Below are 21,917 nucleotides of genomic sequence, written 5' to 3'. Positions count from 1 at the left end.
CGTCCCGGGGGCCGGGGAACGGGAGGCGCACGAGATGCTGCTGCCCTCCCGCGCCCGGCGGCATTATTCGCGCGGCGCCATGCTGCGCCGGCGCTGGTCGGTGCGGGCGGCGAAGTTCCTGCTGCCGCTCGGCGCGCTGTCGCTGCTGGCGGCCATCGCCCTGTGGCCGGAGATCGACCGCACCACCGACCAGGCGCGGCTTTCCTTCCGCCGCATGGCCCAGAACGCCGCCGACACGATCCGCGTGGTGCAGCCGCGCTATCAGGGGGTCGATTCGCAGGGCCGGCCCTTCAACGTCACCGCCGCCGTCGCCACCCAGACCGCGCAGGACGCGCCGATCATGCTGGAGAAGCCGCGCGCCGACCTGATGATGAGCGGCGGCGGCTGGGTGCTGCTCGAATCCGACAGTGGCCGCTACGACAAGGCCAAGGACCTTCTGGACCTCTGGGGGAACGTGACTCTCTGGAACGACAACGGCACGACCCTGAAGACCGAGGTCGCGCATATCCAGGTCAAGCTCGGCGAGGCCCAGGGAGACCGCCCCGTGGCGGCACAGGGCTCCTTCGGCACGCTGACCGGCGACGGGTTCATCCTCAAGGACAAGGGGGCGGACATCACCTTCACCGGCAACACCCACGCCATGCTGGAGGGCAACCAGTGACCCCCCTGCCTCCCATCGCCGCACGGCGCCCGCGCCGGGCCGGCCTGCTGTCATCCCTCGCCCTCGCGGCCCTGCTCGCGGCCCTACCCGGGGGGCTGGCCTCGCCGGGCGCCCGGGCACAGCCGGTGGACATGACCCGGGGCGGCCCGGTCGAGGTCACCTCCACCAACGGGATCGAGTGGCGGCAGGCGGAGCAGGTCGTCATCGCCACCGGCAACGCGAAGGCCGTGCGCGACGGCGTGACGCTCACGGCGGACCGGCTGGTCGCGCGCTACCGCAACCGCGCGGGACAGGCAGGCGCGGACGGTGCAGCCCCCGCCAATGCCCCTGACCCCGCGGCGCAGCCCGGCGGCGACAGCCCGGTTTCCAACGGCGAGATCTGGCGCCTGGAGGCCGAGGGCAACGTCCATATCCAGACGGAAACGGACCAGGCCCAGGGCGACCGCGGCGTCTATGACATGGACCAGGCGGTCATGGTCCTCACCGGGCGCAACCTGCGCCTGACCACGCCGGACGACACCATCACCGCCCGCGACAGCCTGGAATACTGGCCGCAGAAGCGCATGGCGGTGGCGCGTGGCGCGGCCAGCGTGGTGACCAGCGACAACCGCCGCATCGCCGCCGACACGCTGGTCGGCTATTTCCTGGAACAGGCGCCCGCCCCGGCCCCGGCACAGCCGGTCCGCGCGGGCGCGCAGGGCGGCCAGCCGCGCAGGGCTCCGGGCGAAGGCTCCAAGCTCGACCGCGTGGAGGTCTTCGGCAATGTCGAGATCCGCACCGAGCAGGAGATCGTGCGCGGCGACCGCGGCGTGTACAGCCCCGTCACCGGCATCGCCCGCATCCTCGGCAATGTGCGCATCACGCGCGGCCAGAACCAGCTGAACGGGTCGGAAGCGATCGTGGACATGCGCAGCGGCCTCGCCCGCCTCGTTTCCGCGCCCGGCACCCGCGTGCAGGGCCTCGTCGTGCCGCAGTCCGGCGACCAGCCGGGGGGCGGTCAGGGGGGCGCCCAAGGGGGGACGCAGCCTGGACGGACTGGTAACCCTTCCGGTGCTAATACCGCGCCCAGGCAGGAGCAGGGACAGCCGCAGGGGCGGGGACGATGAGCGCGGCGCGGATGGACAACAGCGAGGGATTGCGACTGGTGCCGGATCAGGGTGGGCTGGTCGCGAAGGGCCTGGGCAAGCGCTACAAGAAGCGCCCCGTGGTGCGCGGCGTCTCGATCAACCTTAAGCGTGGCGAGGCGGTGGGGCTGCTGGGGCCGAACGGCGCCGGCAAGACCACGACCTTCTACATGATGACCGGCCTGGTGCGGCCGGATGAGGGGCAGGTCTTCCTCGACGGCCATGACGTGACGCTGCTGCCGATGTACCGGCGGGCGCGGCTTGGCCTGGGCTATCTGCCGCAGGAGGCCTCGATCTTCCGCGGCCTGTCGGTGGAGGACAACATCCGCGCGGCGCTGGAGGTGGTGGAGCCCAAGCGCGACCGGCGCGAGGAGATGCTCGATGCGCTGCTGGCGGAATTCGGCATCTCCCATCTCCGCCGCGCCCCCGCCCTGGCGCTGTCGGGCGGCGAGCGGCGGCGCTGCGAGATCGCCCGCGCGCTGGCCACGCATCCCGACTACATCCTGCTGGACGAGCCGCTGGCCGGCATCGACCCGATCGCGGTGGGCGAGATCCGCGACCTCGTGAAGCACCTGAAGGATCGCGGGATCGGCGTGCTGATCACCGACCACAATGTGCGCGAGACGCTGGAGATCATCGACCGCGCCTACATCCTCCATGACGGGCAGGTGCTGATGGAAGGCAGCCCGCGCGACATCGTCGAGCATGAGGGCGTGCGCCGCGTCTATCTCGGAGAGCGCTTCAGCCTCTGATGAGCTTTTCCCTCGGCCCACGCCTGGACCTGCGGCACTCCCAGTCCCTGGTGATGACGCCGCAGCTTCGTCAGGCGATCAAGCTGCTGCAGTCCTCCAATCTCGAGGTCGTGGCCTTCGTCGAGGAGGAGCTGGAACGCAATCCGCTGCTGGAGCGAGACGAGACGGAATCCGCGCCGGCGCCGGAGCCCGAGGCGGCCGTGCCGCCGGTGGATTTCCCGTCCGCCACGGCGGACGTGCATCTCGATCTGCACGACACGCAGAATCTCTACGAGGCCACGGAGCTGCCGGCGGCGGTGCGGGGCCAGGCCTCCGGCTTCGAGGATGACGAGCGCGGCATCGACGAGCTGGCGCGCGAGCATCCGCGTTCGCTGCGGGAGGAGCTGGCGGAGCAGGCGCGGCTGACCTTCGGCGATGCGGCGGAGCGGTTGATCGCGGGGCAGCTCATCGCGTTGCTCGACCCGGCGGGGCGGATGCTGGCCACCGATGCCGCCATCGCCGCCGCGATGGGCTGCGCCGAGGAAACGGTGGCCGTGGTGCGGCGCCGCATGCAGCGCTTCGAGCCGGTCGGCCTGTTCTGCCACAGCCTCTCGGAATGCCTCGCGGCGCAGCTCGCGGAGAAGAACCGGCTCGATCCCGCGATGCAGGCGCTGCTGGACAACCTGGAACTGCTGGCACGGCGCGACCTGGGTGCGCTGATCCGGGTCTGCGGCGTGGATGCCGCCGACCTCGCCGACATGGTGGCGGAGATCCGGCGCCTCGACCCGAAGCCCGGCGCCTCCTATGACGACACCCCGGCTCCGACCCTGGTGCCGGATGTCCTGATGCGGCGTGCCCAGGATGAAGGCTGGGTGCTGGAGCTGAATCCCGAAACCCTGCCGCGCATCCTGGTCAATCGCGGCTTCCACGCCCAGGCGCATACGGCCGCCCGCAACAGGGAGGAGCGTGCCTATCTGGCGGAGCGGCTGCAGAGCGCCAACTGGCTGGTGAAGTCGCTGGAACAGCGGGCGAACACCATCCTGAAGGTCGCAGCCGAGATCGTGCGGCGGCAGGACGCCTTCTTCCGCCATGGCATCACCCATCTCCGTCCGCTGATCCTGCGCGACGTGGCGGAGGCGGTGGAGATGCACGAGAGCACCGTCTCCCGCGTCACCGCCAACAAGTACATCGCGACGCCACGCGGCAGCTTCGAGCTGAAATTCTTCTTCACCACCGCGATCGCCGGCACAGCCGGGGAAACCTTTTCCGCCGAGGCGATCCGCCACCGCATCCGCGGCATGATCGACGCGGAGCATCCGGACGAAATTCTCTCCGATGACGCGATCGTGGACCGGCTGCGCACGGAAGGGGTGGACATCGCCCGCAGAACCGTGGCCAAATACCGGGACGCGTTGCGCATACCCAGTTCGGTGCAACGCAAGCGGGAAAAGGCCGTCCCGGTCTTCTGAACGCATCGGGACGGGTCCTCCTGCGACAAGCAGAGGAGGTTTGCTCCGAAATGCACATCATGGTTTCTGGGAAGCAGGTCGAAACCGGGGATGCCCTGAAGGTCCATGTGGCCGAGGGTCTGGAAGTCATCGCCCGCAAGTACTCCGACCGCGCCCTTGAGGCGAACGTCACCTTCAGCAAGGATCGCAGCTTCTTCGTCTGCGACATCAACCTCCATGCCGGCCGCGGTCTTTCCGTGCAGGCCGAAGGCGAGGGCACGGATGCCCATCGCGCCTTCCAGGATGCCGCCACCAAGGTGGCCAAGCGTCTGCGCCGCCACCGCCGCCGCGTGAACGAACACGCGCGCTGCCAGGCGGCGGAGCGCAAGCCGGAGCCCGGCGCCACGGATGTCGTCGCGCTCGTCTGAGCGCCAGATCACACCCGATAAAAACAATCACATAGACAAGCGTTCAGGTGGGGCTTCTTCGGAAGCCCCTATTTTTGCGCGGCGTGCCGGCGACAGGCGGACGCAAAAAGGCGGAGCGCCAGGAGCGCCCCGCTTTTTCGGAGGATGCCGGATGTTGCCGGGATCTGTCGTCCGCCGCACCCGTCCCGTGACAGGACGGGTCCGGCGGCGCCGGTTCAGTGAACCAGGACCGGCTCCATCTCGTTCTGGATGATGGCGGCGATGGCAAGATCCGCTGTCGGGGCCGCGCCGATCGGCGTGCCATCGGCGGAATGGATGGCCACCGCCTTCACCCCGTCCACCACGACGGGGCGGATATAGGCGATCTGCTCGCGGCCGAAGCTGGCCCAGTCGGCGGGGGACAGGCCCTTCAGGACCGTGGTTTCACGAGCTTCGCGAGATTCATTCATGGCGACACTCCTGGGCGCTTCCCGGTAATCCCTTTGGCGAAGCGGCCCTCTGCTGGTGGCCTGTTCTCCCAACGCGGCGGGGCCGCGAGGGTTCAGCACATCGCTGCAAGCCTTTTTGTCGGACACGTCCCGGATCATGGGTCCAGATCCATGGGGCAGGTCCACGGGATCAGTCCTGATCGGACACCACGGGCCGTCCGGCGCCGTTGATGCGGATCGTCCTCACCCGGGTTTCCGGCTGTGGGCGGCGCAGATCGACATGGAGCAACCCGTTGTCGAGCCAGGCGCCCTCGACCTCGATCCCCTCGGCCAGCACGAAAGCGCGCTGGAACTGACGGGATGCGATGCCGCGATGGAGGAAGATGCGCCCCTCCCCCTCATCCTTCTGGCGGCCCCGGATGACGAGCTGGTTGTCCTCCTGGGTGATCTGGAGATCCTCCATGGAGAAGCCGGCCACGGCCAGGGTGATCCGCAGCCTTTCGGCGGCGGTCTGCTCGATGTTGTAGGGGGGGTAGCCCTCGGCGTTCTTCTGCACCCGGTCGAGCATCTGCTCGAGATGGTCGAAGCCGAGGAACAGCGGCGATCCGAAGACGGACGAACGGGACACGGTCTGGTGCCTCCTCGTGGATGAGCGAGACGCGCGGAACCGGCCCGAAGCACCGGCCCGCGACGCACAATGTCGTGCCTCCGCATCCCCGTTGCAAGACGGGGCGACAAGATGCGCCTCTCCCATCGGAGAACCGCGCGCCGGGGAGACCTGCGGCCAGCGGACGTTGCGCCACCGGCGCCGCATGGCTAGATGCCGGGCATCATGGCGAACGACGCCCCTCCCCTGCCCATCCTCCTGATCCCCGACCCCCGGCTGCGCGCCAGGACCCGCGCGATCGGTCCCGCGGATGCCGACAAGGTCCGCGACCTCTCCGACCGCATGCTCGACGCCATGTACAAGGCGCCGGGCATCGGCCTGGCGGCGCCGCAGGTCGGCGAGAGCCTGCGCCTGATCGTGGTCGATCTGCAGCCCGACGAGGCGCGGCAGCCCTATGTGATGGTCAATCCCGAGATCGTGCAGGCCAGCCGGGAGACCGCGCTGCGGGAGGAAGGCTGCCTGTCCATCCCCAACCAGTATGCCGAGGTGGAGCGCCCGGCGGTGGTGAAGGTCCGCTGGCAGGATCTGGAAGGCGCCCGGCAGGAGATCACCGCCGAGGGGTTGATGGCCGCCTGTCTCCAGCACGAGATCGACCACCTGAACGGCGTGCTCTTCATCGACCACCTTTCTCCCCTGAAGCGCAACATGCTGCTGCGGCGCTTCAACAAGGACCAGAAGAACAAGCAGCGCGAGGACTGAGCCCCATGGCCCCGCCGATGCGCCTCGCCTTCATGGGCAGCCCGGATTTCGCCGTGCCGGCCCTGCGTGCCCTGGTCGCGGCGGGCCACGAGGTAGCGGCGGTCTATACCCAGCCGCCCCGCCCCTCCGGGCGCGGGCAGCGGGAGTCGCCCTGCCCCGTCCACCGCGCGGCGCTGGAACTCGGCCTGCCCGTGCGCAACCCCGTCCGGCTGCGGCGCGACACGGCGGAGCATGACGCCTTCCGCGCGCTGGACCTGGATGCCGCCGTGGTCGCTGCCTATGGGCTGATCCTGCCGAAGCCGATCCTGGAGGCCCCGCGGCGCGGCTGCCTGAACATTCATGCCTCGCTGCTGCCGCGCTGGCGCGGGGCGGCGCCGATCCATGCCGCCGTGCTGGCGGGCGATGCGGAGACCGGCATCACCATCATGCAGATGGACGAAGGGCTGGACACCGGCGCCATGCTGCTGCGCGAGGCCACGTCGATCGGCCCGCGCGACACCACCGCCGGGCTGCACGACCGGCTGGCGGAGATCGGGGCCCGTCTGGTCCTGCGGGCGCTGGCGGAGAATCCCTCTCCGGTGCCGCAGCCGGAAGCGGGCATGACCTATGCCCCGAAGCTGACCAAGGCCGATTCGCGGCTCGACTGGCGCGAGGACGCGGCGGCGCTGGACCGGCGGGTGCGGGGCATGACGCCCTGGCCCGGCACGCAGTTCGAGGCTGGGGGCGATGCGATCCGCGTGCTGGCGGCGGAACCCTCCGGCACCGCCGATGCGCCGCCCGGGACGGTGCTCGACACCCTGCCCCGCATCGCCTGCGGCGGCGGCACCGCGCTGCGCCTGCTGCGGTTGCAGCGCCCCGGCCGCGCGCCGATGGAGGCGGATGCCTTCCTGCGGGGCTATGCCCTCCCGCCCGGCACGGTGCTGCCCTTCCCTCCGGACGCCTGAACCGTGCCGAACTACGCCCTCCGGGTCGAGTATGATGGCACCCCCTTCGCCGGCTGGCAGCGTCAGGACGGGCTGCCCAGCGTGCAGCAGGTGGTCGAGGAAGCCGCCCTTTCCCTGAATGGCGGGGAGCCGGTCACGGCGCAGTGCGCCGGCCGCACCGATTCCGGCGTGCATGCGGAGGGCCAGGTGGTCAGCCTGCACCTCGCCGCCGATCTGGCGCCGGAGCGGGTCCGGGAGGCGATCAACTTCCATTCCCGGCCCCATCCGGTGGCGGTCATCGCGGCCGCCCGGGTGGAGGAGGGCTGGAATGCCCGCTTCAGCGCCCGGCACCGGGGCTACCGCTACCGCATCCTGAACCGCCCGGCCCGGCCGGCGCTGGACGAGAACCGGGTCTGGCACGTTCCCCGCCGCCTGGATGCGGAGGCGATGCACGCGGCGGCGCAGGGCCTGCTGGGCCGGCACGACTTCTCCGCCTTCCGCGCCAGTTCCTGCCAGGCGAAGGACGCGATCCGCACCCTGGATCGGCTGGACGTGACGCGGCAGGGGGAGGAGATCCTGGTCGTGGCGGAAGCGCGCTCCTTCCTGCACCACCAGATCCGCAACCTCGTCGGCACGCTCTACGAGGTCGGGATGGGCCGCCGGCCGGTGGGCTGGCCGCGCGCCCTGCTGGAAGGCCGGGACCGGCGCAAGGCGGGCCAGACCGCACCGCCCACCGGCCTCTGCTTCACCTTCGTCCGCTACGACCCCGAGCCCGACTGGCGCTGACCATCGGCGTGATGCGCGGTCAGGCGGCCTGGGGCGCGAGCGGTCCCAGAGCATCGCGCAGCCAGGCATCCTCGGGCGCCTCGGCGAGACAGCGGGACACGTAGCGCCGCATCTCCTCGGTCTCGCCCATCCGGGCCAGCAGATGGGCATAGCCCGCCCGCACGTGATGGTCGGCATCGCGGGCCAGCGCGGCCTCCATGTGGCGGCGCGCCTGCGGGAACTGCCCCAGCTGCTCGTGCAGCTTGCCGACCCGGGCCAGCAGCCCCCAGTTCTCCGGCTCCATGGCCAGGGCGGCGATGGCGCAGTCCAGCGCCTCCCGTACCTCGCCCCGGCGGGAATGCACATGGCCGAGATGGTCGTTGCCGCGCCAGTCGCCCGGCGCCGACTGCCGCATCCGCGCCGCCAGTGCCGCCGCCTCGTCGAGCCGGTTGCCCTTCAGCAATTGCCAGAAGCGGCGGCTCATCACCGCGATGTCCTGGCCGAAGAACTCCGCCACCCGCTCCGCCTCGGCCGAGAGCCGGTCCCAGGGCAGCAGGCGCAGCATCGCCGTCCAGACCTCCCGCACCACCGGCGCCATCGGGGCCTCGTCCAGCAGCGCCTCGATCGCGGCGCAGCTTCCCTGCTGGCCGGTGAGCGGCCCGCCGGCCTCGCTCAGCCGGGTCAGGTTGCGATGGAACTCCCCGTCTTCCAGCCAGCCCGGCTCGGGCACCAGCGCGGCCAGGACACGCATCAGCAGCAGCGCATAGGCGTCCCGCTTCCGTCCCTGGGCCAGCAGCGCATCGGCGGCCACGGAAGCAACGCCTTCCAGCACCGCGAGCGGCGGCCCGCGGTCCAGAAGCGCGCGCAGCCGCTCCAGCGCCGCCTCGGGCTTGCCGTCCAGGACCTCCTCCACCGCGCGCAGCAGATCGGCCAGGGCCTTGCCCAGTTGTGGCTTGGGCTCGCTCCAGCCGTGCGCGTCCCAGTTGCCGCTGTCCAGCAATTCGCGGAGCAGGGCGCGGTTGTGGGGCTGGTGCCGCTCCGCCCGCTCGCGCAGGGCCAGCGGCACGGGCACGCTGCGGATCTCCTTGCCCAGGGCGGCGAGGTGGTCGTGCAACTGGGGATGGATGCCGTCCCAGCCGGAAACCCGTTCCAGCACCGCACGGCCGAACAGGGCGCCGATGGCATCCGCCGTCTCGGAGGAGCAGACGATCAGCACGTCATGCGCGTGGCGTGGCGCCCAGCCGCCCGGCGGCAGGAAGATGGCCTCCGGCAGCGCGGCCGGTGGCGGCATCTGCCGGGGCTCCGGCGGCAGCACATCCGGGCGGAACAGCACGACCGCGGCGAAGCGCCGTCCGCGCCGCTTCTCCTCCGCCCGCTTGAGCCCCACCGCGCGCCACAGCTTGTAGAGCATGCGCAGGCTGTTGTTGTCGCTGCGGCTGCCGGCGAAGTCGAGGTCGAGCGCCTCGTCCTCGATATCCAGCGTCACGCCCGGGAACCAGCCGCGCAGGCTCTCGGGCTCGACCTCGCCCGCCCCGGCCATGGCACGGGCGGCGAAATCCGGGAAGCTCTCGCTGAAGCGGTAGCCCAGGCGACGCGGCAGCGCGAAGCCGGCCTCGCGCCCGAACATGCGGAAGAACTGCGAAAGGTTGGTGGCACCGCCCGTCTTGGCGCCACGCCGCCGCCAGGTGCTGAGAAAGACGCTCGCTCCGCTTTCCGCCGCGATCCGGGCCGTCTCAGGGAAGGTCAGGTCCTCGTCCCGCAACTGGCCATAGATGCAGAAAGCGGTCCCCTCGGGCCGGCTGTCCGTCATACCGGCCGGAACCCGGATGCCAGGCGGCACGCATCCGTCAGCACCGCGGTATCGAGGACCATCCCACACGTCTCCCTGGAAATGCGGGAATAGGTTAACAACCTGTGATAGGTAACGAAAGGCTGTCCCCACGACGCGGAGGGCGAAAACCCCGTGAACGGGGGCGGCCTTCCGTCAGTCCACCATGGCGACGGCCTGCACCGCCCCGGCCAGGAAGATGCTGATCGCCAGGTCCAGCGCCACGAAGGTCGCCGCCTGGAAGGCATTCACGCCCAGGGCCTCCCGCGCCACGAACCATTCCAGCCACATGGCGTAGCCGAAGGCGGCGATGCCCAGCCAGGTCGCCACCATGCCCGGCGGCACCGGCAGCAGCACCAGGAGCACGACGTACTGGACGATGTTCGCCCAGTTCCAGGCGGCGATGAAGCGTGGCCAGCGCGCCAGCAACCCCGCCCGGGCCGCCAGCCAGTAGGAGGCCAGGGCATAGCCCGCCCAGGAGCAGGCGAAGCCCGAGAGCTCCGCCACGAGGAAGCGCAGCGGGTCGGTGCCGACCTCGCCGGCCGCCCCGCTGACGAGGCGCAGCAGCACGAAGGCCGGCAGACAGATGAGGGCCGCCCAGAAGGAGCGCGCCGCCCCTTCCGGCGACAGGCAGGTGAAGTCGATCCCCACCGCCTTCCCGCGCGCCAGCAGGACGGCGCCGCGCAGGCCCGCCAGGACCTGCACCGCCAGGGCGGGCGGGGCGGCGGAAGGCTGTTGGGGCGCGCTCAGCCGAGGCACTCCGCGATCACGGCGCCATAGAGCGCGGCCAGGGCGCGCAGCTCCCCAACGGGCGTGCATTCGTCCACCTTGTGCATGGTGGCCCCCACCGCGCCCAGCTCGGCCACGGGGCAGTGGCGGGTGATGAAGCGCGCGTCCGAGGTGCCGCCGCCCGTGTCGAGCACCGCCTCCTCGCCCGTCACCCGCGTCACGGCGCGCCGCAGCGCCTCCACGAAGGGCCCGGGCGCGGTCAGGAAGGCCTCTCCGGAGCAGGAGAAGCGCGCCTCGTGTAGCGGCGCCTCGGCCTCCAGCGCATCGCGGATCCAGCGCTCCAGGCTGGCGGCGCTGTGCAGGTTGTTGAAGCGGATGTTCAGCGTGGCCTTCGCCTCGGCCGGCACGAGGTTGGTCGTGGGATTGCCGACATCGAAGGTGGTGACCTGGATCGAGGAGGCCTCGAACCACTCCGTGCCTTCGTCCAGCGGCGCCGCCACCAGCCGGTTCAGCGCCCGCACCAAGCGGTGCACCGGGTTGTCGCAGCGTGCCGGATAGGCGACATGCCCCTGCGTGCCCCGCACCGTCAGATAGGCGGTCAGGCTGCCCCGCCGCCCGATCTTGATCGTGTCGCCCAGCCGGAGCTTGGAGGTCGGTTCGCCCACGAGGCACATGTCCGGCACCTGTCCGTTCGCCGCCATCCATTCCAGCACGCGCACCGTGCCGTCATGGGCGTCGCCCTCCTCGTCCCCGGTGATCAGTAAGGAGAGGCTGCCGCGCGGCTGCGGCGCATGGGCGGCGGCGAGCATGGCGGCCACCCCGCCCTTCATGTCCGTGGCCCCGCGGCCGTAGAGCACCTCCCCCGCGACCTCCGCCGCGAAGGGATCGTGGCTCCATCCCTCGCCGGGCGGCACCACGTCCACATGTCCGGCCAGGCAGAGATGCGGCCCCTCCCCGCCCCGCCGGGCGAAGAGGTTCTCCGTCCCGCCGAAGCGCAGCCGGGTGCAGCGGAAGCCCAGAGGCTCCAGGATGCCCTCCAGCACCGCCATCGCCCCGTCATCCGCCGGGGTGACGGAACGGCAGCGGATCAGCGCCTGCGCGATCGGCAGGGGGTCGGCGATGGCGGTCACGGCCCGGGCTCCGGTCAAGGGCGGCTCAATCGCGCAACAGCTCGTTGATCGAGGTCTTCTCGCGCGTGCGGGCATCCACCCGCTTCACGATCACGGCGCAGTAGAGCGACGGCCCCTGCGAACCGTCTGGCAGCGGCCTGCCGGGCAGGTTGCCCGGCACCACCACGGAATAGGCGGGCACGCGGCCGACGAAGACCTCGCCCGTGGCACGGTCGATGATCTTGGTCGAGGCGGACAGGAACACGCCCATCGACAGCACCGAGCCGCGGCCCACGATCACGCCCTCGGCCACCTCGGAACGGGCACCGATGAAGCAGTCATCCTCGATGATCACCGGGTTGGCCTGCAGTGGCTCCAGCACGCCGCCGATGCCGACGCCGCCGGAGAGGTGGCAGTTCTTCCCGATCTGCGCGCAGGAGCCGACCGTCGTCCAGGTATCGACCATGGTGCCGGAATCGACATAGGCGCCGACATTCACGAAGGAGGGCATCAGCACCACGTTCGGCGCGATATAGGCCGGGCGGCGGGCCACGGCGCCCGGCACGGCGCGGAAGCCGGCCTCGCGGAACTGGGTCTCGCTCCAGCCTTCCCACTTCAGCGGCACCTTGTCCCAGGCCCCGGCGCCCTCCTCCCGGCGGAGGGTGTTGTCCTCCAGCCGGAAGCTCAGCAGCACCGCCTGCTTCAGCCACTGGTGCACCGTCCAGTCGCCATTGTCCGAGACCGAGGCGACGCGTTGCTTGCCGCTGTCCAGCAGGCCCAGCGCATCCGCGACCGCCTGGCGGTCGGCGCCCTGGGTGGCGGGGGTCACCTCCGCGCGGCGCTCCCAGAGGGCCTCGATGGTCTTCCGCAGGCTGGACAGGTCCATGGTCGCGATGATCCCGATAGATGTGCGAATGCGTTTGGCGTGACCCTCTCGCGCGCACCAGCAGGCGTGTCAACGCGCCGCTTGCGGGGGAATCGCCCCACCTGCCGGTCCCGGGGCGTCACAATGCCCCACCGGCCCGTGCCAGGATCACCGCCGGCGACAGGATTCGGAGCGCGGAAGCCCATGCTGAGGATCGGAGAGCGGAGCCTGCCACGGCAGCGGGGGCGCTTCGCGCGCGCGGGCGGCGAGATCGCCTATGAGGTGACCGGCGAGGGCCCGGCCATCGTCTTCGCCCATGGCCTGGGCGGCAGTCACCTGTCCTGGTGGCAGCAGGTGCCCGACCTCGCCCGCGACTTCCGCTGCGTCACCTTCGCCCATCGCGGCTTCCATCCCTCCACGGATGCCACGCCGCCGCTGGGCCTGGATGGCTTCGCCGAGGATCTGCTCGGGCTGCTGGACCATCTGGAACTGCCCGACGCGGCGCTGGTCGGGCAGTCCATGGGCGGGTGGAGCTGCCTGGAGGTGGCCTTGCGCGCCCCCGGGCGCGTCCGCGCCCTGGTGATGTCGGCCACCTCCGGCACCATCGACCCGCGCAGCGCCGCTGATCTGGGCGACTGGCCGGAACGCGCCGCCGAGGCCGCCGCGCGATGCGCCGGACTCGGCATCCATCCCGCCATGGGCGAACGCGCGGCGCGGGAGCAGCCGGCGCTCCATCTCCTCTATCGCGGGATCGACGAGAGCGCGGAGGCCGACAAGGCCGCGCTGCGCCCCCGCCTGATGGCCGGGCGCACGAGACCGGCGGAAACAGTCCGGAGCCTCGCCATGCCCACGCTCTTCGTCGCGGGGGAGGAGGACATCGTCTTCCCGCCCGCCGCGGCGCGGGCGCTGGGCGGGATGGTGGGACGGCCGGCGGTGATCGTGCCGGAATGCGGCCATTCGCCCTATTTCGAGCGCGCGGACGGGTTCAACGCGCTGCTGCGGGACTTCCTGGGATAGGCCGCCCCGCCGCCATGGCGCGGGGCGGCCGGAATCCTCAGGGCCGGATCAGTGTTCCCGGCCCGGCATCGGTGAAGAGCTCGGCCAGCACCGCATGCTGCACCCGGCCGTCGAGGATCACGGCGCCTTCGACGCCCAGCTCCACCGCCTGGATGCAGGTCTCGACCTTGGGGATCATCCCGCCCGAGATCATGCCGCTCTCGATCCCGGCCCGCGCCTCGGCCACCGTCATTTCGGGGATCAGGCGCTTGTTCTCGTCCAGCACGCCGGGCACGTCTGTGAGCATCAGCAGCCGCGCCGCCTTCAGCGCCCCGGCCACCGCACCGGCCACCGTGTCGGCGTTGATGTTCAGGGTCTGGCCCTTCGCATCCACCCCCACCGGCGCCACCACCGGCACGATGTCGGCGCCGATCAGCAGCTCCAGGACACGGGTGTCGACCCGCTCCGGCTCGCCCACGAAGCCCAGGTCGAGCACCCTGGGCTCGCCGGTCTGCGGGTCCGTGACGGTCTTCAACGTCTTGCGCGCGGTGATCAGGTTGCCGTCCTTGCCGCTGATGCCGACGGCGATGGCCCCGGCGCGGGTGATCGCCTCGGCCACCTGCTTGTTCACCGAACCGGCGAGGACCATTTCGACGATGTCCACCGTCTTCTCGTCGGTGACGCGCAGGCCCTGCACGAACTCGGACTGCACGTTCAACTGCTTCAGCATGGCGTTGATCTGCGGCCCGCCGCCATGCACCACCACCGGGTTGATGCCGACCTGTTCGAGCAGCGCGATGTCCTGGCCGAAGCGGAAGGCCGTATCCTCCTCCCCCATGGCATGGCCGCCGTACTTCACGACCACGACGGCGTCGTCGTAACGCTTCAGGAAGGGCAGCGCACCGGAAAGGAGCGCGATGTTGTCGCGCACGGTCTCGGTCATGGCATCGGCTCCGATGGATCGCGGCGGTAGGCGCCGTCCGCCTCTTGCGGGCACCGCAGCACAGGGTCAAGGGCCTCCCCGGTGGCCGGGCAACCCCTGGCCGGAAGACCGGGGCGGACAGGGCCAGGATCGGTGGAAGGCCTCTCGGGCGGCAAGGAGCGGGCGGGGTGTGCATCCGGGCCGGTGGGGTCAGCCCGGGTGCTCCCGCTCCTCGCCGCGCCGATCAGCCGGTGCGCGGGCGGGAAATCCGGCGCACCGGGGGGAAGCCACAGGAAGCGTCCGGCCGGGACAGGCCGATGCGGGGGGAACTCTGCGTCACATCGGGAAGCGGTCGGAGATGACCCGGCTCCCCGATGATGCGGCGCAACTCCGGCCTCGTGTCGACCGGGCAGCGGTCGGGCGTCGCGGCCTGGACGGCCGGGGCCAGCAAGGCAACACAGAGTGCAAGGACCACGCCTCTCACCGAAACCCTCCCTGGGGTTCCCCTGTCTTATGATCGTCAGGGGATTCGGGGAAAGCACGCAGAGGTTGATCTGCGGCCATTATGCCGCACTGTGTCTTCGGCGCCTCAGTCCGTTCCGGGGAGCAGAGCCAGGGAGGCGAGTTCCGCCCGGAGTTCGGGGATGCCCAGGCCCTTCTCGCTGCTGGTGGTGATCACCAGCGGATGCGCCGCAGCCTGCTTCGCCACCAGGAGCTCGGCTTCCTGCTGGCGCTTCGCCAGCCGCGCCGACGGCGTGTCGTCGGCCTTGGTCAGTACGATCTGGAAGGGCACCGCCGCCTTGCCGAGCAGTTCCATCGCCGCCCGGTCGGAGTCCTTGGTCTCCACCCGCGCGTCGAGGAGCAGGATGACCCGCCGCAGGGTCGTTCGCCCGCGCAGGTAGTCGAACATCAGCCCCTGCCAGTCCTCCTTCACCGCCCTGGCCGCCTGGGCATAGCCATAGCCCGGCATGTCCACGAGGGTCAGGCGCGCCTGCCCCTCCCCGCCCAGTTCAAAGAAGTTCAACTGCTTGGTGCGCCCGGGGGTGTTGGAAACGCGGGCCAGGGTCTTCTGCCCCGTCAGAGCGTTCACCAGCGAGGACTTGCCCACGTTGGAACGGCCGCAGAAGGCCACCTCCGGCAGCCTCGCCTCGGGAAGCTGGTCGAGCCGCTGGGAGGCGAAGACGAAGCGGCAGGGCCGGGCGAAAAGCAGCCGCCCGGCCTCCAGCGCCGCGAGGCGCTCGGCCTCGCGCTCATCCACCGGAGCGGCCGGGGCACCGGCCTCCGGCTTGTGCTCCGGTGCCTCGCTCATGTCCGCGCCAGCTTCTTCTGCTCGCGGCGCTCGGCACGCTCCTGCCGGGTGATCCAGGCCTGCTGGGCCACCGAGAGGGTGTTGTTCCAGCTCCAGTAGATCACCAGCCCGGCCGGGAAGCTCGCCAGCATGAAGGTGAAGATCACCGGCATCCAGGCGAAGAGCTTGGCCTGGATCGGATCGGGCGGCTGCGGGTTCAGACGCTGCTGCGCCCACATGGTGAAGCCCATGATGATCGCCCAGACGGGCATGTGCAGCATGTGCGGCGGATCCCAGGGGATCAGCCCGAACAGGGTGAACAGGTTGGTCGGGTCGGGCGCCGAGAGGTCGCGGATCCAGCCGAAGAACGGCGCGTGCCGCATCTCGATGGTGACGAACAGCACCTTGTAGAGCGAGAAGAAGACGGGGATCTGGATCAGGATGGGCAGACAGCCGGAGGCGGGGTTCACCTTCTCCGTCTTGTACAGGCCCATCATCTCCTGCTGCATCTTCGCCGGGTCGTCCTTGAACTTCTCCCGGATCTCGTTCATCCGCGGCGTCAGCGACCGCATCCGCGCCATGGACTTGTAGGACTTGTTCGCCAGCGGGAAGAACAGCGCCTTCAGTGCCACCGTGAAGATCATGATGGCGATGCCGAAGTTGCCGACGATGTGGTACAGCCAGTCCAGCGCGTAGAAGAAGGGCTTGGTCAGGAAGTAGAACCAGCCGAAGTCCACCGCCTTGTCGAAATCGGTGACCCCCAGATTGTCGCGATAGGCATCGAGGGTGCGGACCTCCTTGGCGCCGGCGAAGACGCGCGTGCCGAAATCCACCGTCGCGCCCGGCGCGACGCTCAGCGGCTGCGGCGCGGAGAAGTCCACCTGCCAGCGGTCGCCCTCGGGGCCCGGCTGCTCCTGCGTGTGGCGGAAGGCGGCGCGGATCTGCTCCTGCGGCGTCATCGCGGTGACCGCGGCCAGCCAGTACTTGTCCGTGAAGCCCGCCCAGCCGCCGGTGCTGTCCTCCTGGAAGGCCAGCCCCTGCGCCTTGTTCGCGGCATCCTTGGCCGCCGAGTACTTCAGCTCCTGCAGGTGCCCGCCGAGCACGCCGACGAAGCCCTCATGCAGGATGTAGTAGTTCGCGAGCTGCGGCGTGTGCTCGCGCCGCACGCGGGTCCAGGGCAGGACCTGCACCGGCTCGCCGCCGTTGTTGATCACCCGCTGCTGCGCCGAGAACATGAAGTTGTCGTCCACCGACACCACGACCTCGAAGACCTGCCCCGCGCCGTTGTCCCAGCGCAGCGTCACCGGATGCTGCGGCGTCAGCGGCGCCTTGTCCGCCACCGTCCAGTCGGTGTCGGGCCCCGGCACCGGCGTGCGGCCATCGGCGGCGCTCCAGCCCCACTGGGCGAAATAGGGCGCGACCTCCCCGCGCGGCGCGAACATGCGCACCAGCGGCGAGTTCGGCGCGACCGTCTCGCGGTAGTTCTTCAGCACCAGGTCGTCGAGCTTCGCGCCCCGCAGGTTGAGGCTGCCGGCCAGGCGCGGCGTCTCGATCGGCAGGTGCTCGGCCGCGCTGCGCTCCGGCGGCACGGCGCCCTGGGTCGGGGCCGGGGAGCCGATGCCGGGCGGCAGGGGCTCGGTCGGCGCCTGGCGTGCCTGCTGCTGGCTCTGCACCTGCTGCTGCACCGTCGGGCGGTTCCACAGCTCGAAGCCCAGAAGGATGGCGATCGAGATCGCGATCGCGACGAGCAGTCGCTTGTTGTCCATCGATTCAACCGTTCTCGCGGGCGGTGGATGCCCCAATGCGGGGCGATGCGGGCGGGACAGGGTCCCAGCCGCCCGGGTTCCAGGGGTGGCAGCGCAGGATTCGCCGGGCCGTCAGCCAGGTGCCGCGCGCGGCACCATGGCTGGCCAGGGCCTCGAGCGCATAGTCGCTGCAATGCGGGTGGAAGCGGCAGTGGCTGCCGATGATCGGGCGAAGCCCATAGCGATAGGCATGCACCGCGACGGTCAGGACGCCGGCGGCGGGGCTCATGCCCCCGCTCATGCCCCCTGCCCCGGCGCGGCAGCGTCGCCGCCTTCCGTGGCGGCGGGCCTGGGTGCGGCGATGACGCCCGCCTGGCGGAGCGCGCCGCGCAGGTCGCCCAGCAGCGTGGGCCAGTCGCGTGTCATCACCCCATCACGGGCCACGAGCACGAGGTCCCAGCCGCGACGCTCGCAGCCCGGCGGCGGGGCCGCGTGCAGCAGTTCATGAGCGGCGGCGCGCAGCCGCCGCTTGGCGCGGTTGCGCACCACGGCGTTGCCGAGCTTCTTCGTCGCCGTGAAACCGACGCGAAGAGGCCCTTCCGTTTCCGGAAGAGCCTGCAACAGCACACTGGGCCGTGCCGCGCGCTTACCCTTGCCGGCGACGCGAAGGAATTCGCGCCGCTGCTTCAGGCGCGGCAGGGCCATGGGATACGCGGAACCGCGCGCCGTCCGCTCAGGCGGACAGGCGCTTGCGGCCCTTGGAGCGGCGGTTGGCGACGACCCTGCGGCCGCCCACCGTCTCCATGCGGGCGCGGAAGCCGTGCCGGCGCTTCCGGACGAGCTTGGAGGGCTGATAGGTACGCTTCACGGGACGTGGCTCCGTTCGGAAAAAGTGGCTGGATCTGCCGGGACCGACCCCCGTTTCGGGTCCTCCCGGCCGTGCCCGTCTCCGTCCCCTCCCCATGAGGGCAGGGAGACAGGCACGACAGGCAACACCGGCCCCGGTGCACAAGGCAACGGGTCCGGCGCGGTTGGCGCTGTATAGGGAGAGGGTATCGGACCCGTCAACCACTCAACGCGCGGGACCGGCGCGCAGCCGGCCCCATTTTCCTGCATCCGTGCCGCCGGCAATCCTGTCACATCGTGCGATCCCCTCCTGACGCGGGGCGCGGCTGCGGCCATAAGGGGCGGCGCATGCCTGAGACCGACATCGCCGTGATCGGCGCCGGCTCCGCCGGCCTTTCCACCGCCACCCTCGCGACCCTGCTGGGCCGGCGCGTCACCCTCTTCGAGCGCGATGCGCCCGGTGGGCGACGCCTGCGGCAGCGCCTGCCCCTGGACGCGATGCTGGTCGCCGCGCGCACCGCGCAGGCGCTGCGGCAGGGGGGACGACTCGGGCTCCGCGCCGCGGACCTGGCCATCGACTGGGAAGGCGTCCGCGCGCATCTCCGCCGCGCCACGGAGGCCCTGGAACCCGAATCCTCGGAGGCCCGGCTGCGTGGCCTGGGGGTCGATCTCGTTACCGGCTCCTCGGCGCATTTCCTGGCCCCCGACTGCCTGGAGGCCGCCGGCCGCACGTGGCGCTTCCGCCAGGCCGTGGTGGCAGCGGGCAGCGCGCCACTGCTGCCCGCCATCGAGGGGCTGGCCGACATCCCCTATCTCGACGGGCAGAGCGGCCTCGACCTGGACACGCCGCCCGGGCACTTGCTGATCCTGGGCCATGGGGCGGAGGCGCTGGAACTGGCGCAGGCCCATCAGCGCCTGGGCTGCCTCGCCACCGTCGTCGCGGACGGCCCGATCCTCCCCGGGCTGGAGCCGGAACTGGTGGAGCTGCTGCGCGAATCGCTCCGGGCGGAAGGGGTCGCCCTTTTCGAAGGGCAGCCGGCGGCGCGGGTGGAGCGGCATCCCGAAGGGCTGGAGCTGCTGCTGGAGGACGGCCGGCGGATCACCGGCACGCATCTCCTGCTGGCCACCCCGCCCCGGCCGAGGCTCGCGCCGCTGGACCTCGCCGCCGCCGGCATCGCCACCACGGAGGACGGCATCGCCACCGGCCGCGGCCTGCGCGCCCGGGGCAACCGGCGCGTCTGGGCGGCGGGCAGCATCGCCGATGTCGCGGATGCCGGCGCGCATTCCGACCGGGCGGAGGAGCACGCGGCGCTGCTGCTGCGCTCCCTGTTCCTCCGCATTCCCGGCCACCCCTCCGTGCCCCCGCCCACGCGGCTGGTCCGCACCGATCCCGAGCTGCTGCAGGTCGGCCTGACCGCCGCCGAGGCGGAGGCGGCGGGACATGCCGTCCGGGTGCAGCGGCGCGGCCTCACGGAGAATGGCCGGCTGGTCGCCGAGGGCCGGACGGGCGGGCTGGTCCGGCTGGTGCTGGACCGGCGGGACCGGCTGCTCGGCGCCGCCGTGCTGGCACCCGGCATCGCCGCGCCACGCGAGCTCGCCGGGGCCCTGGCGATGCTGCTGGGCCGCCCGTTGCGCGACCTCGCCGCCCTGCCCCTGCCGCAGCCCTCCCTGGGCCCCAGCCTGCGCCTGGCGGCGCTGGACAGGCTTGCGCCGGCCCTGGACCGGCCCATGCTGCGGAAACTCGTGTCCCTGCTCGGGCGTCTGCCCTGACGGTGCCGTTGCGCGGCCCGGCGCCCTGGCGGGACGGAACAAAGGAGAACTCCATGGAACGCAGCCTGGAGGGCCGCACGGCCCTGGTCACCGGCTCCACCAGCGGGATCGGGCGCGGCATCGCCCTCGCCTTCGCCCAGGCCGGGGCGAAGATCCTGCTGCACGGGCTGGGCGCGCCGGGACAGGTGGACAGGGTGCGCGCGGAGCTGGCCGAGGTCACCGGCGGCGAGGTCGCCTATTCCGCCGCCGACCTGTCGGATGCGCGGGAGGTCCGCAAGATGTGCGCCCAGGCGGAGGAAGTCCTCGGCCATGTGGACATCCTGGTGAACAATGCGGGCATCCAGTTCACCAGCCCGGTGGACGAGTTCCCCGAGGAGAAGTGGGACCAGATCGTCGCGATCAACCTCTCCTCCGCTTTCCACGCCACCGCCGCCCTGCTGCCGGGCATGAAGAAGGCGGGCTGGGGCCGCATCATCAACATCGCCTCCGCCCATGGCCTCGTCGCCTCGCCGAACAAGGTCGCCTATGTCGCCGCCAAGCACGGCATCGTCGGCATGACCAAGGTCGTGGCGCTGGAAACGGCGCGCGGCACAGGCGTCACCTGCAACGCCATCTGCCCCGGCTTCGTCCGCACCCCGCTGGCGGAAGCGCAGGTCGAGCCGATCGCGAAGCGTGAGGGCATCTCCGCCGAGGCGGCGCTGACCGAGCACCTGCTGCGCCCCATGGCCTCGCGCCGCTGGGTGGAGGTCGAGGAGGTGGCGCAGATGGCCCTGTATATCTGCGGCCCGCACACGGCCTCCCTGACCGGCGAGATCCTCAGCCTGGATGGCGGCTGGACCGCCGCCTGATGGAAGGCAGCGTTCCTCCCGCCCTGCCCCTCGCCGGCTCCGGGATGGAGGGCCGGGAGGAAGGCAGGGCGAGGCATGCGGTGAACCTCGCCCTCCAGGGCGGCGGCACGCATGGCGCCTTCACCTGGGGCGTGCTGGACCGGCTGCTGGAGGAGGAGTGGCTGGAGATCGCGGCCATTTCCGGCACCAGCGCCGGGGCGATCAACGGCGCGCTCGTCACCCAGGGGCTGGCGGAGGGCGGTCCCGCGCGGGCCAAGGCCCGGCTGGACCGCTTCTGGTGGGGGCTGGCGCAGCGGCTGTCCTTCAGCCCGCTGCGCAACACGCCGCTGGAGAAGGCCTTCTGGGGCTATGATCTCAGCTACAGCCTCGCCTGGCAGGCCTTCGACACGCTGACCCGGGTCTTCTCGCCCTATCAGATGAACCCCACGCCGCTCGACCTGAACCCGCTGCGCGAGGCGCTGGCCGAGGTGCTGGACCCGATCCGCCTGCGCCGGGACCCGGGCGGGCCGAAGCTCTTCGTTTCCGCCACCAATGTCCGCACCGGCAAGGCGCGCGTCTTCGAGAGGCCGGAGATCGGCGTGGAGGCGCTGCTCGCCTCCGCCTGTCTGCCGCAGATCTTCAAGGCGGTGGAGATCGACGGCGAGGCCTTCTGGGATGGCGGGTTCCTGGGCAATCCACCGCTCTGGCCGCTCTATGGCCGGGGGTCGCCGCCCGATATCGTGCTGGTGCAGATCAACCCGCTGACCCGGCCGGACATCCCCTACACCGCCTCCGACATCATGACCCGGATGCAGGAGATCGGCTTCAACGCCTCGCTGATGTACGAAATGCGGGCCGTCGCCTTCGTGCAGCGCCTGCTGGCCAATGGCGCGCTGAACGACCCGCGCTACGGCCAGCTCTACATCCACATGATCGAGGACGAGGAGCTGCTGCGGAACTTCGGCGTCTCCAGCAAGTACAATGGCGAGGGCGAGTTCCTGGCGGCGCTCAAGCGTCACGGGCGGGAGGCGGCGGAGCGCTGGCTACGCGACGGGTCCGGGGTGCTGGGCCGTGCCAACGGGGTGGATCTGCGGGAACGCTTCCTGTGATGCGGCCCC

General features: G+C 71.1%; 24 protein-coding genes. 12 read left to right on the top strand and 12 right to left on the bottom strand.

The window, feature by feature from the left end; all coding sequences use genetic code 11:
* Positions 1-34: 34 nt before the first annotated feature.
* The 5 genes from lptC to hpf are packed head-to-tail and all read left to right on the top strand — an operon-like array spanning position 35 to position 4,392.
* Positions 35-661, top strand: a complete 627-nt coding sequence (gene lptC / locus RGI145_RS07235) for an LPS export ABC transporter periplasmic protein LptC (RefSeq protein ID WP_075797828.1) — start codon at positions 35-37, stop codon at positions 659-661.
* Complete coding sequence (locus RGI145_RS07230; protein ID WP_237183237.1) at positions 658-1,767, top strand: LptA/OstA family protein; 1,110 nt, start codon at positions 658-660, stop codon at positions 1,765-1,767. The genes lptC and RGI145_RS07230 overlap by 4 nt, the downstream gene beginning before the upstream one ends.
* Entirely contained in the window at positions 1,764-2,537 is a 774-nt protein-coding gene (lptB, locus tag RGI145_RS07225) for an LPS export ABC transporter ATP-binding protein (protein WP_019461420.1), read from the top strand. The genes RGI145_RS07230 and lptB overlap by 4 nt, the downstream gene beginning before the upstream one ends.
* On the top strand, positions 2,537-3,985 hold the full coding sequence (gene rpoN / locus RGI145_RS07220) for an RNA polymerase factor sigma-54 (protein ID WP_075797827.1): 1,449 nt from the start codon (positions 2,537-2,539) through the stop codon (positions 3,983-3,985). Before lptB ends, rpoN begins: the two co-directional genes overlap by 1 nt.
* Positions 3,986-4,044: 59 nt before the next feature.
* A complete protein-coding gene (gene hpf, locus RGI145_RS07215) occupies positions 4,045-4,392 on the top strand; it encodes a ribosome hibernation-promoting factor, HPF/YfiA family (protein ID WP_237183236.1) in 348 nt (115 codons plus the stop codon).
* 215 nt (positions 4,393-4,607) lie between these two features.
* Here hpf and RGI145_RS07210 read toward each other — a convergent pair whose 3' ends face one another.
* Both RGI145_RS07210 and RGI145_RS07205 read right to left on the bottom strand, forming a co-directional pair.
* Positions 4,608-4,841 (bottom strand): DUF1150 family protein, encoded by a 234-nt coding sequence (locus RGI145_RS07210; protein ID WP_027279673.1) that lies wholly within the window; start codon positions 4,839-4,841, stop codon positions 4,608-4,610.
* A gap of 169 nt (positions 4,842-5,010) precedes the next feature.
* Positions 5,011-5,388, bottom strand: a complete 378-nt coding sequence (locus RGI145_RS07205) for an Hsp20 family protein (protein WP_075799916.1) — start codon at positions 5,386-5,388, stop codon at positions 5,011-5,013.
* A 264-nt stretch (positions 5,389-5,652) separates the two neighbouring features.
* On the opposite strand from RGI145_RS07205, the gene def reads away from it, so the two are divergent.
* From def to truA, 3 genes are read left to right on the top strand one after another with little or no spacing between them, the layout of a single operon-like run.
* Positions 5,653-6,186, top strand: a complete 534-nt coding sequence (def, locus tag RGI145_RS07200; protein ID WP_237183234.1) for a peptide deformylase — start codon at positions 5,653-5,655, stop codon at positions 6,184-6,186.
* Positions 6,187-6,203: 17 nt separating this feature from the next.
* Entirely contained in the window at positions 6,204-7,130 is a 927-nt protein-coding gene (gene fmt / locus RGI145_RS07195; RefSeq protein WP_075799915.1) for a methionyl-tRNA formyltransferase, read from the top strand.
* Between the two features lie 3 nt (positions 7,131-7,133).
* Positions 7,134-7,895, top strand: a complete 762-nt coding sequence (gene truA / locus RGI145_RS07190) for a tRNA pseudouridine(38-40) synthase TruA (RefSeq protein ID WP_075797825.1) — start codon at positions 7,134-7,136, stop codon at positions 7,893-7,895.
* A 19-nt stretch (positions 7,896-7,914) separates the two neighbouring features.
* On the opposite strand, the gene RGI145_RS07185 is transcribed toward truA, so the two are convergent.
* From RGI145_RS07185 to dapD, 4 genes are all read right to left on the bottom strand, one after another.
* The gene (locus RGI145_RS07185; RefSeq protein ID WP_075797824.1) at positions 7,915-9,684 is read right to left on the bottom strand and encodes a tetratricopeptide repeat protein; all 1,770 of its coding nucleotides are present in this window, start codon (positions 9,682-9,684) and stop codon (positions 7,915-7,917) included.
* A 174-nt stretch (positions 9,685-9,858) separates the two neighbouring features.
* Entirely contained in the window at positions 9,859-10,461 is a 603-nt protein-coding gene (locus RGI145_RS07180; protein ID WP_075797823.1) for a hypothetical protein, read from the bottom strand.
* Entirely contained in the window at positions 10,449-11,561 is a 1,113-nt protein-coding gene (dapE, locus tag RGI145_RS07175) for a succinyl-diaminopimelate desuccinylase (RefSeq protein WP_075797822.1), read from the bottom strand. The genes RGI145_RS07180 and dapE overlap by 13 nt, the downstream gene beginning before the upstream one ends.
* A gap of 25 nt (positions 11,562-11,586) precedes the next feature.
* A complete protein-coding gene (dapD, locus tag RGI145_RS07170) occupies positions 11,587-12,426 on the bottom strand; it encodes a 2,3,4,5-tetrahydropyridine-2,6-dicarboxylate N-succinyltransferase (protein WP_075797821.1) in 840 nt (279 codons plus the stop codon).
* A gap of 183 nt (positions 12,427-12,609) precedes the next feature.
* Between dapD and RGI145_RS07165 the strand changes: the two genes are divergently transcribed.
* Positions 12,610-13,422: an alpha/beta fold hydrolase gene (locus RGI145_RS07165; protein ID WP_075797820.1), complete on the top strand. Its 813-nt coding sequence runs from the start codon at positions 12,610-12,612 to the stop codon at positions 13,420-13,422.
* 37 nt (positions 13,423-13,459) lie between these two features.
* Here the strand turns inward: RGI145_RS07165 and argB are convergent, their stop codons facing one another.
* The 6 genes from argB to rpmH all read right to left on the bottom strand — a co-directional run bounded on the left by argB (position 13,460) and on the right by rpmH (position 18,224).
* Positions 13,460-14,344 carry an acetylglutamate kinase gene (gene argB, locus RGI145_RS07160; protein WP_075797819.1) on the bottom strand — a complete coding sequence of 295 codons (885 nt, stop codon included), beginning with the start codon at positions 14,342-14,344 and terminating at the stop codon, positions 13,460-13,462.
* Between the two features lie 568 nt (positions 14,345-14,912).
* A complete protein-coding gene (gene yihA, locus RGI145_RS07155) occupies positions 14,913-15,632 on the bottom strand; it encodes a ribosome biogenesis GTP-binding protein YihA/YsxC (RefSeq protein ID WP_156878462.1) in 720 nt (239 codons plus the stop codon).
* Entirely contained in the window at positions 15,629-17,377 is a 1,749-nt protein-coding gene (yidC, locus tag RGI145_RS07150; RefSeq protein ID WP_075797818.1) for a membrane protein insertase YidC, read from the bottom strand. The genes yihA and yidC overlap by 4 nt, the downstream gene beginning before the upstream one ends.
* Positions 17,378-17,381: 4 nt before the next feature.
* Positions 17,382-17,645, bottom strand: coding sequence for a membrane protein insertion efficiency factor YidD (gene yidD, locus RGI145_RS07145; RefSeq protein WP_075799913.1), 264 nt, complete (start codon positions 17,643-17,645; stop codon positions 17,382-17,384).
* An 8-nt stretch (positions 17,646-17,653) separates the two neighbouring features.
* Positions 17,654-18,061 carry a ribonuclease P protein component gene (gene rnpA, locus RGI145_RS07140; protein ID WP_075797817.1) on the bottom strand — a complete coding sequence of 136 codons (408 nt, stop codon included), beginning with the start codon at positions 18,059-18,061 and terminating at the stop codon, positions 17,654-17,656.
* A gap of 28 nt (positions 18,062-18,089) precedes the next feature.
* Positions 18,090-18,224 (bottom strand): 50S ribosomal protein L34, encoded by a 135-nt coding sequence (gene rpmH / locus RGI145_RS07135; protein WP_019461403.1) that lies wholly within the window; start codon positions 18,222-18,224, stop codon positions 18,090-18,092.
* Positions 18,225-18,550: 326 nt separating this feature from the next.
* Between rpmH and RGI145_RS07130 the strand changes: the two genes are divergently transcribed.
* The 3 genes from RGI145_RS07130 to RGI145_RS07120 are packed head-to-tail and all read left to right on the top strand — an operon-like array spanning position 18,551 to position 21,908.
* The gene (locus RGI145_RS07130) at positions 18,551-19,972 is read left to right on the top strand and encodes an FAD-dependent oxidoreductase (RefSeq protein WP_075797816.1); all 1,422 of its coding nucleotides are present in this window, start codon (positions 18,551-18,553) and stop codon (positions 19,970-19,972) included.
* Between the two features lie 53 nt (positions 19,973-20,025).
* Positions 20,026-20,820: a 3-hydroxybutyrate dehydrogenase gene (locus RGI145_RS07125; protein WP_075797815.1), complete on the top strand. Its 795-nt coding sequence runs from the start codon at positions 20,026-20,028 to the stop codon at positions 20,818-20,820.
* A complete protein-coding gene (locus tag RGI145_RS07120) occupies positions 20,820-21,908 on the top strand; it encodes a patatin-like phospholipase family protein (RefSeq protein WP_237183233.1) in 1,089 nt (362 codons plus the stop codon). The genes RGI145_RS07125 and RGI145_RS07120 overlap by 1 nt, the downstream gene beginning before the upstream one ends.
* Positions 21,909-21,917: the final 9 nt, after the last annotated feature.

It is taken from the genome of Roseomonas gilardii, assembly GCF_001941945.1.
Classification (GTDB): domain Bacteria; phylum Pseudomonadota; class Alphaproteobacteria; order Acetobacterales; family Acetobacteraceae; genus Roseomonas.
Note: the sequence above shows the minus strand (reverse complement) of the source record. Positions and strands in the feature narration are given on the sequence as shown.

Coding starts and splice junctions, on each gene's coding strand:
- lptB (WP_019461420.1), top strand. CDS start 1,764: ATGAGCGCGGCGCGGATGGACAACAGCGAGGGATTGCGACTGGTGCCG.
- hpf (WP_237183236.1), top strand. CDS start 4,045: ATGGTTTCTGGGAAGCAGGTCGAAACCGGGGATGCCCTGAAGGTCCAT.
- rnpA (WP_075797817.1), bottom strand. CDS start 18,061: ATGGCCCTGCCGCGCCTGAAGCAGCGGCGCGAATTCCTTCGCGTCGCC.
- def (WP_237183234.1), top strand. CDS start 5,653: ATGGCGAACGACGCCCCTCCCCTGCCCATCCTCCTGATCCCCGACCCC.
- yidC (WP_075797818.1), bottom strand. CDS start 17,377: ATGGACAACAAGCGACTGCTCGTCGCGATCGCGATCTCGATCGCCATC.
- lptC (WP_075797828.1), top strand. CDS start 35: ATGCTGCTGCCCTCCCGCGCCCGGCGGCATTATTCGCGCGGCGCCATG.
- RGI145_RS07210 (WP_027279673.1), bottom strand. CDS start 4,841: ATGAATGAATCTCGCGAAGCTCGTGAAACCACGGTCCTGAAGGGCCTG.
- fmt (WP_075799915.1), top strand. CDS start 6,204: ATGCGCCTCGCCTTCATGGGCAGCCCGGATTTCGCCGTGCCGGCCCTG.
- yihA (WP_156878462.1), bottom strand. CDS start 15,632: ATGAGCGAGGCACCGGAGCACAAGCCGGAGGCCGGTGCCCCGGCCGCT.
- argB (WP_075797819.1), bottom strand. CDS start 14,344: ATGACCGAGACCGTGCGCGACAACATCGCGCTCCTTTCCGGTGCGCTG.
- yidD (WP_075799913.1), bottom strand. CDS start 17,645: ATGAGCCCCGCCGCCGGCGTCCTGACCGTCGCGGTGCATGCCTATCGC.
- rpoN (WP_075797827.1), top strand. CDS start 2,537: ATGAGCTTTTCCCTCGGCCCACGCCTGGACCTGCGGCACTCCCAGTCC.
- RGI145_RS07185 (WP_075797824.1), bottom strand. CDS start 9,684: ATGACGGACAGCCGGCCCGAGGGGACCGCTTTCTGCATCTATGGCCAG.
- RGI145_RS07165 (WP_075797820.1), top strand. CDS start 12,610: ATGCTGAGGATCGGAGAGCGGAGCCTGCCACGGCAGCGGGGGCGCTTC.
- RGI145_RS07125 (WP_075797815.1), top strand. CDS start 20,026: ATGGAACGCAGCCTGGAGGGCCGCACGGCCCTGGTCACCGGCTCCACC.
- RGI145_RS07130 (WP_075797816.1), top strand. CDS start 18,551: ATGCCTGAGACCGACATCGCCGTGATCGGCGCCGGCTCCGCCGGCCTT.
- dapD (WP_075797821.1), bottom strand. CDS start 12,426: ATGGACCTGTCCAGCCTGCGGAAGACCATCGAGGCCCTCTGGGAGCGC.
- RGI145_RS07120 (WP_237183233.1), top strand. CDS start 20,820: ATGGAAGGCAGCGTTCCTCCCGCCCTGCCCCTCGCCGGCTCCGGGATG.
- RGI145_RS07205 (WP_075799916.1), bottom strand. CDS start 5,388: ATGCTCGACCGGGTGCAGAAGAACGCCGAGGGCTACCCCCCCTACAAC.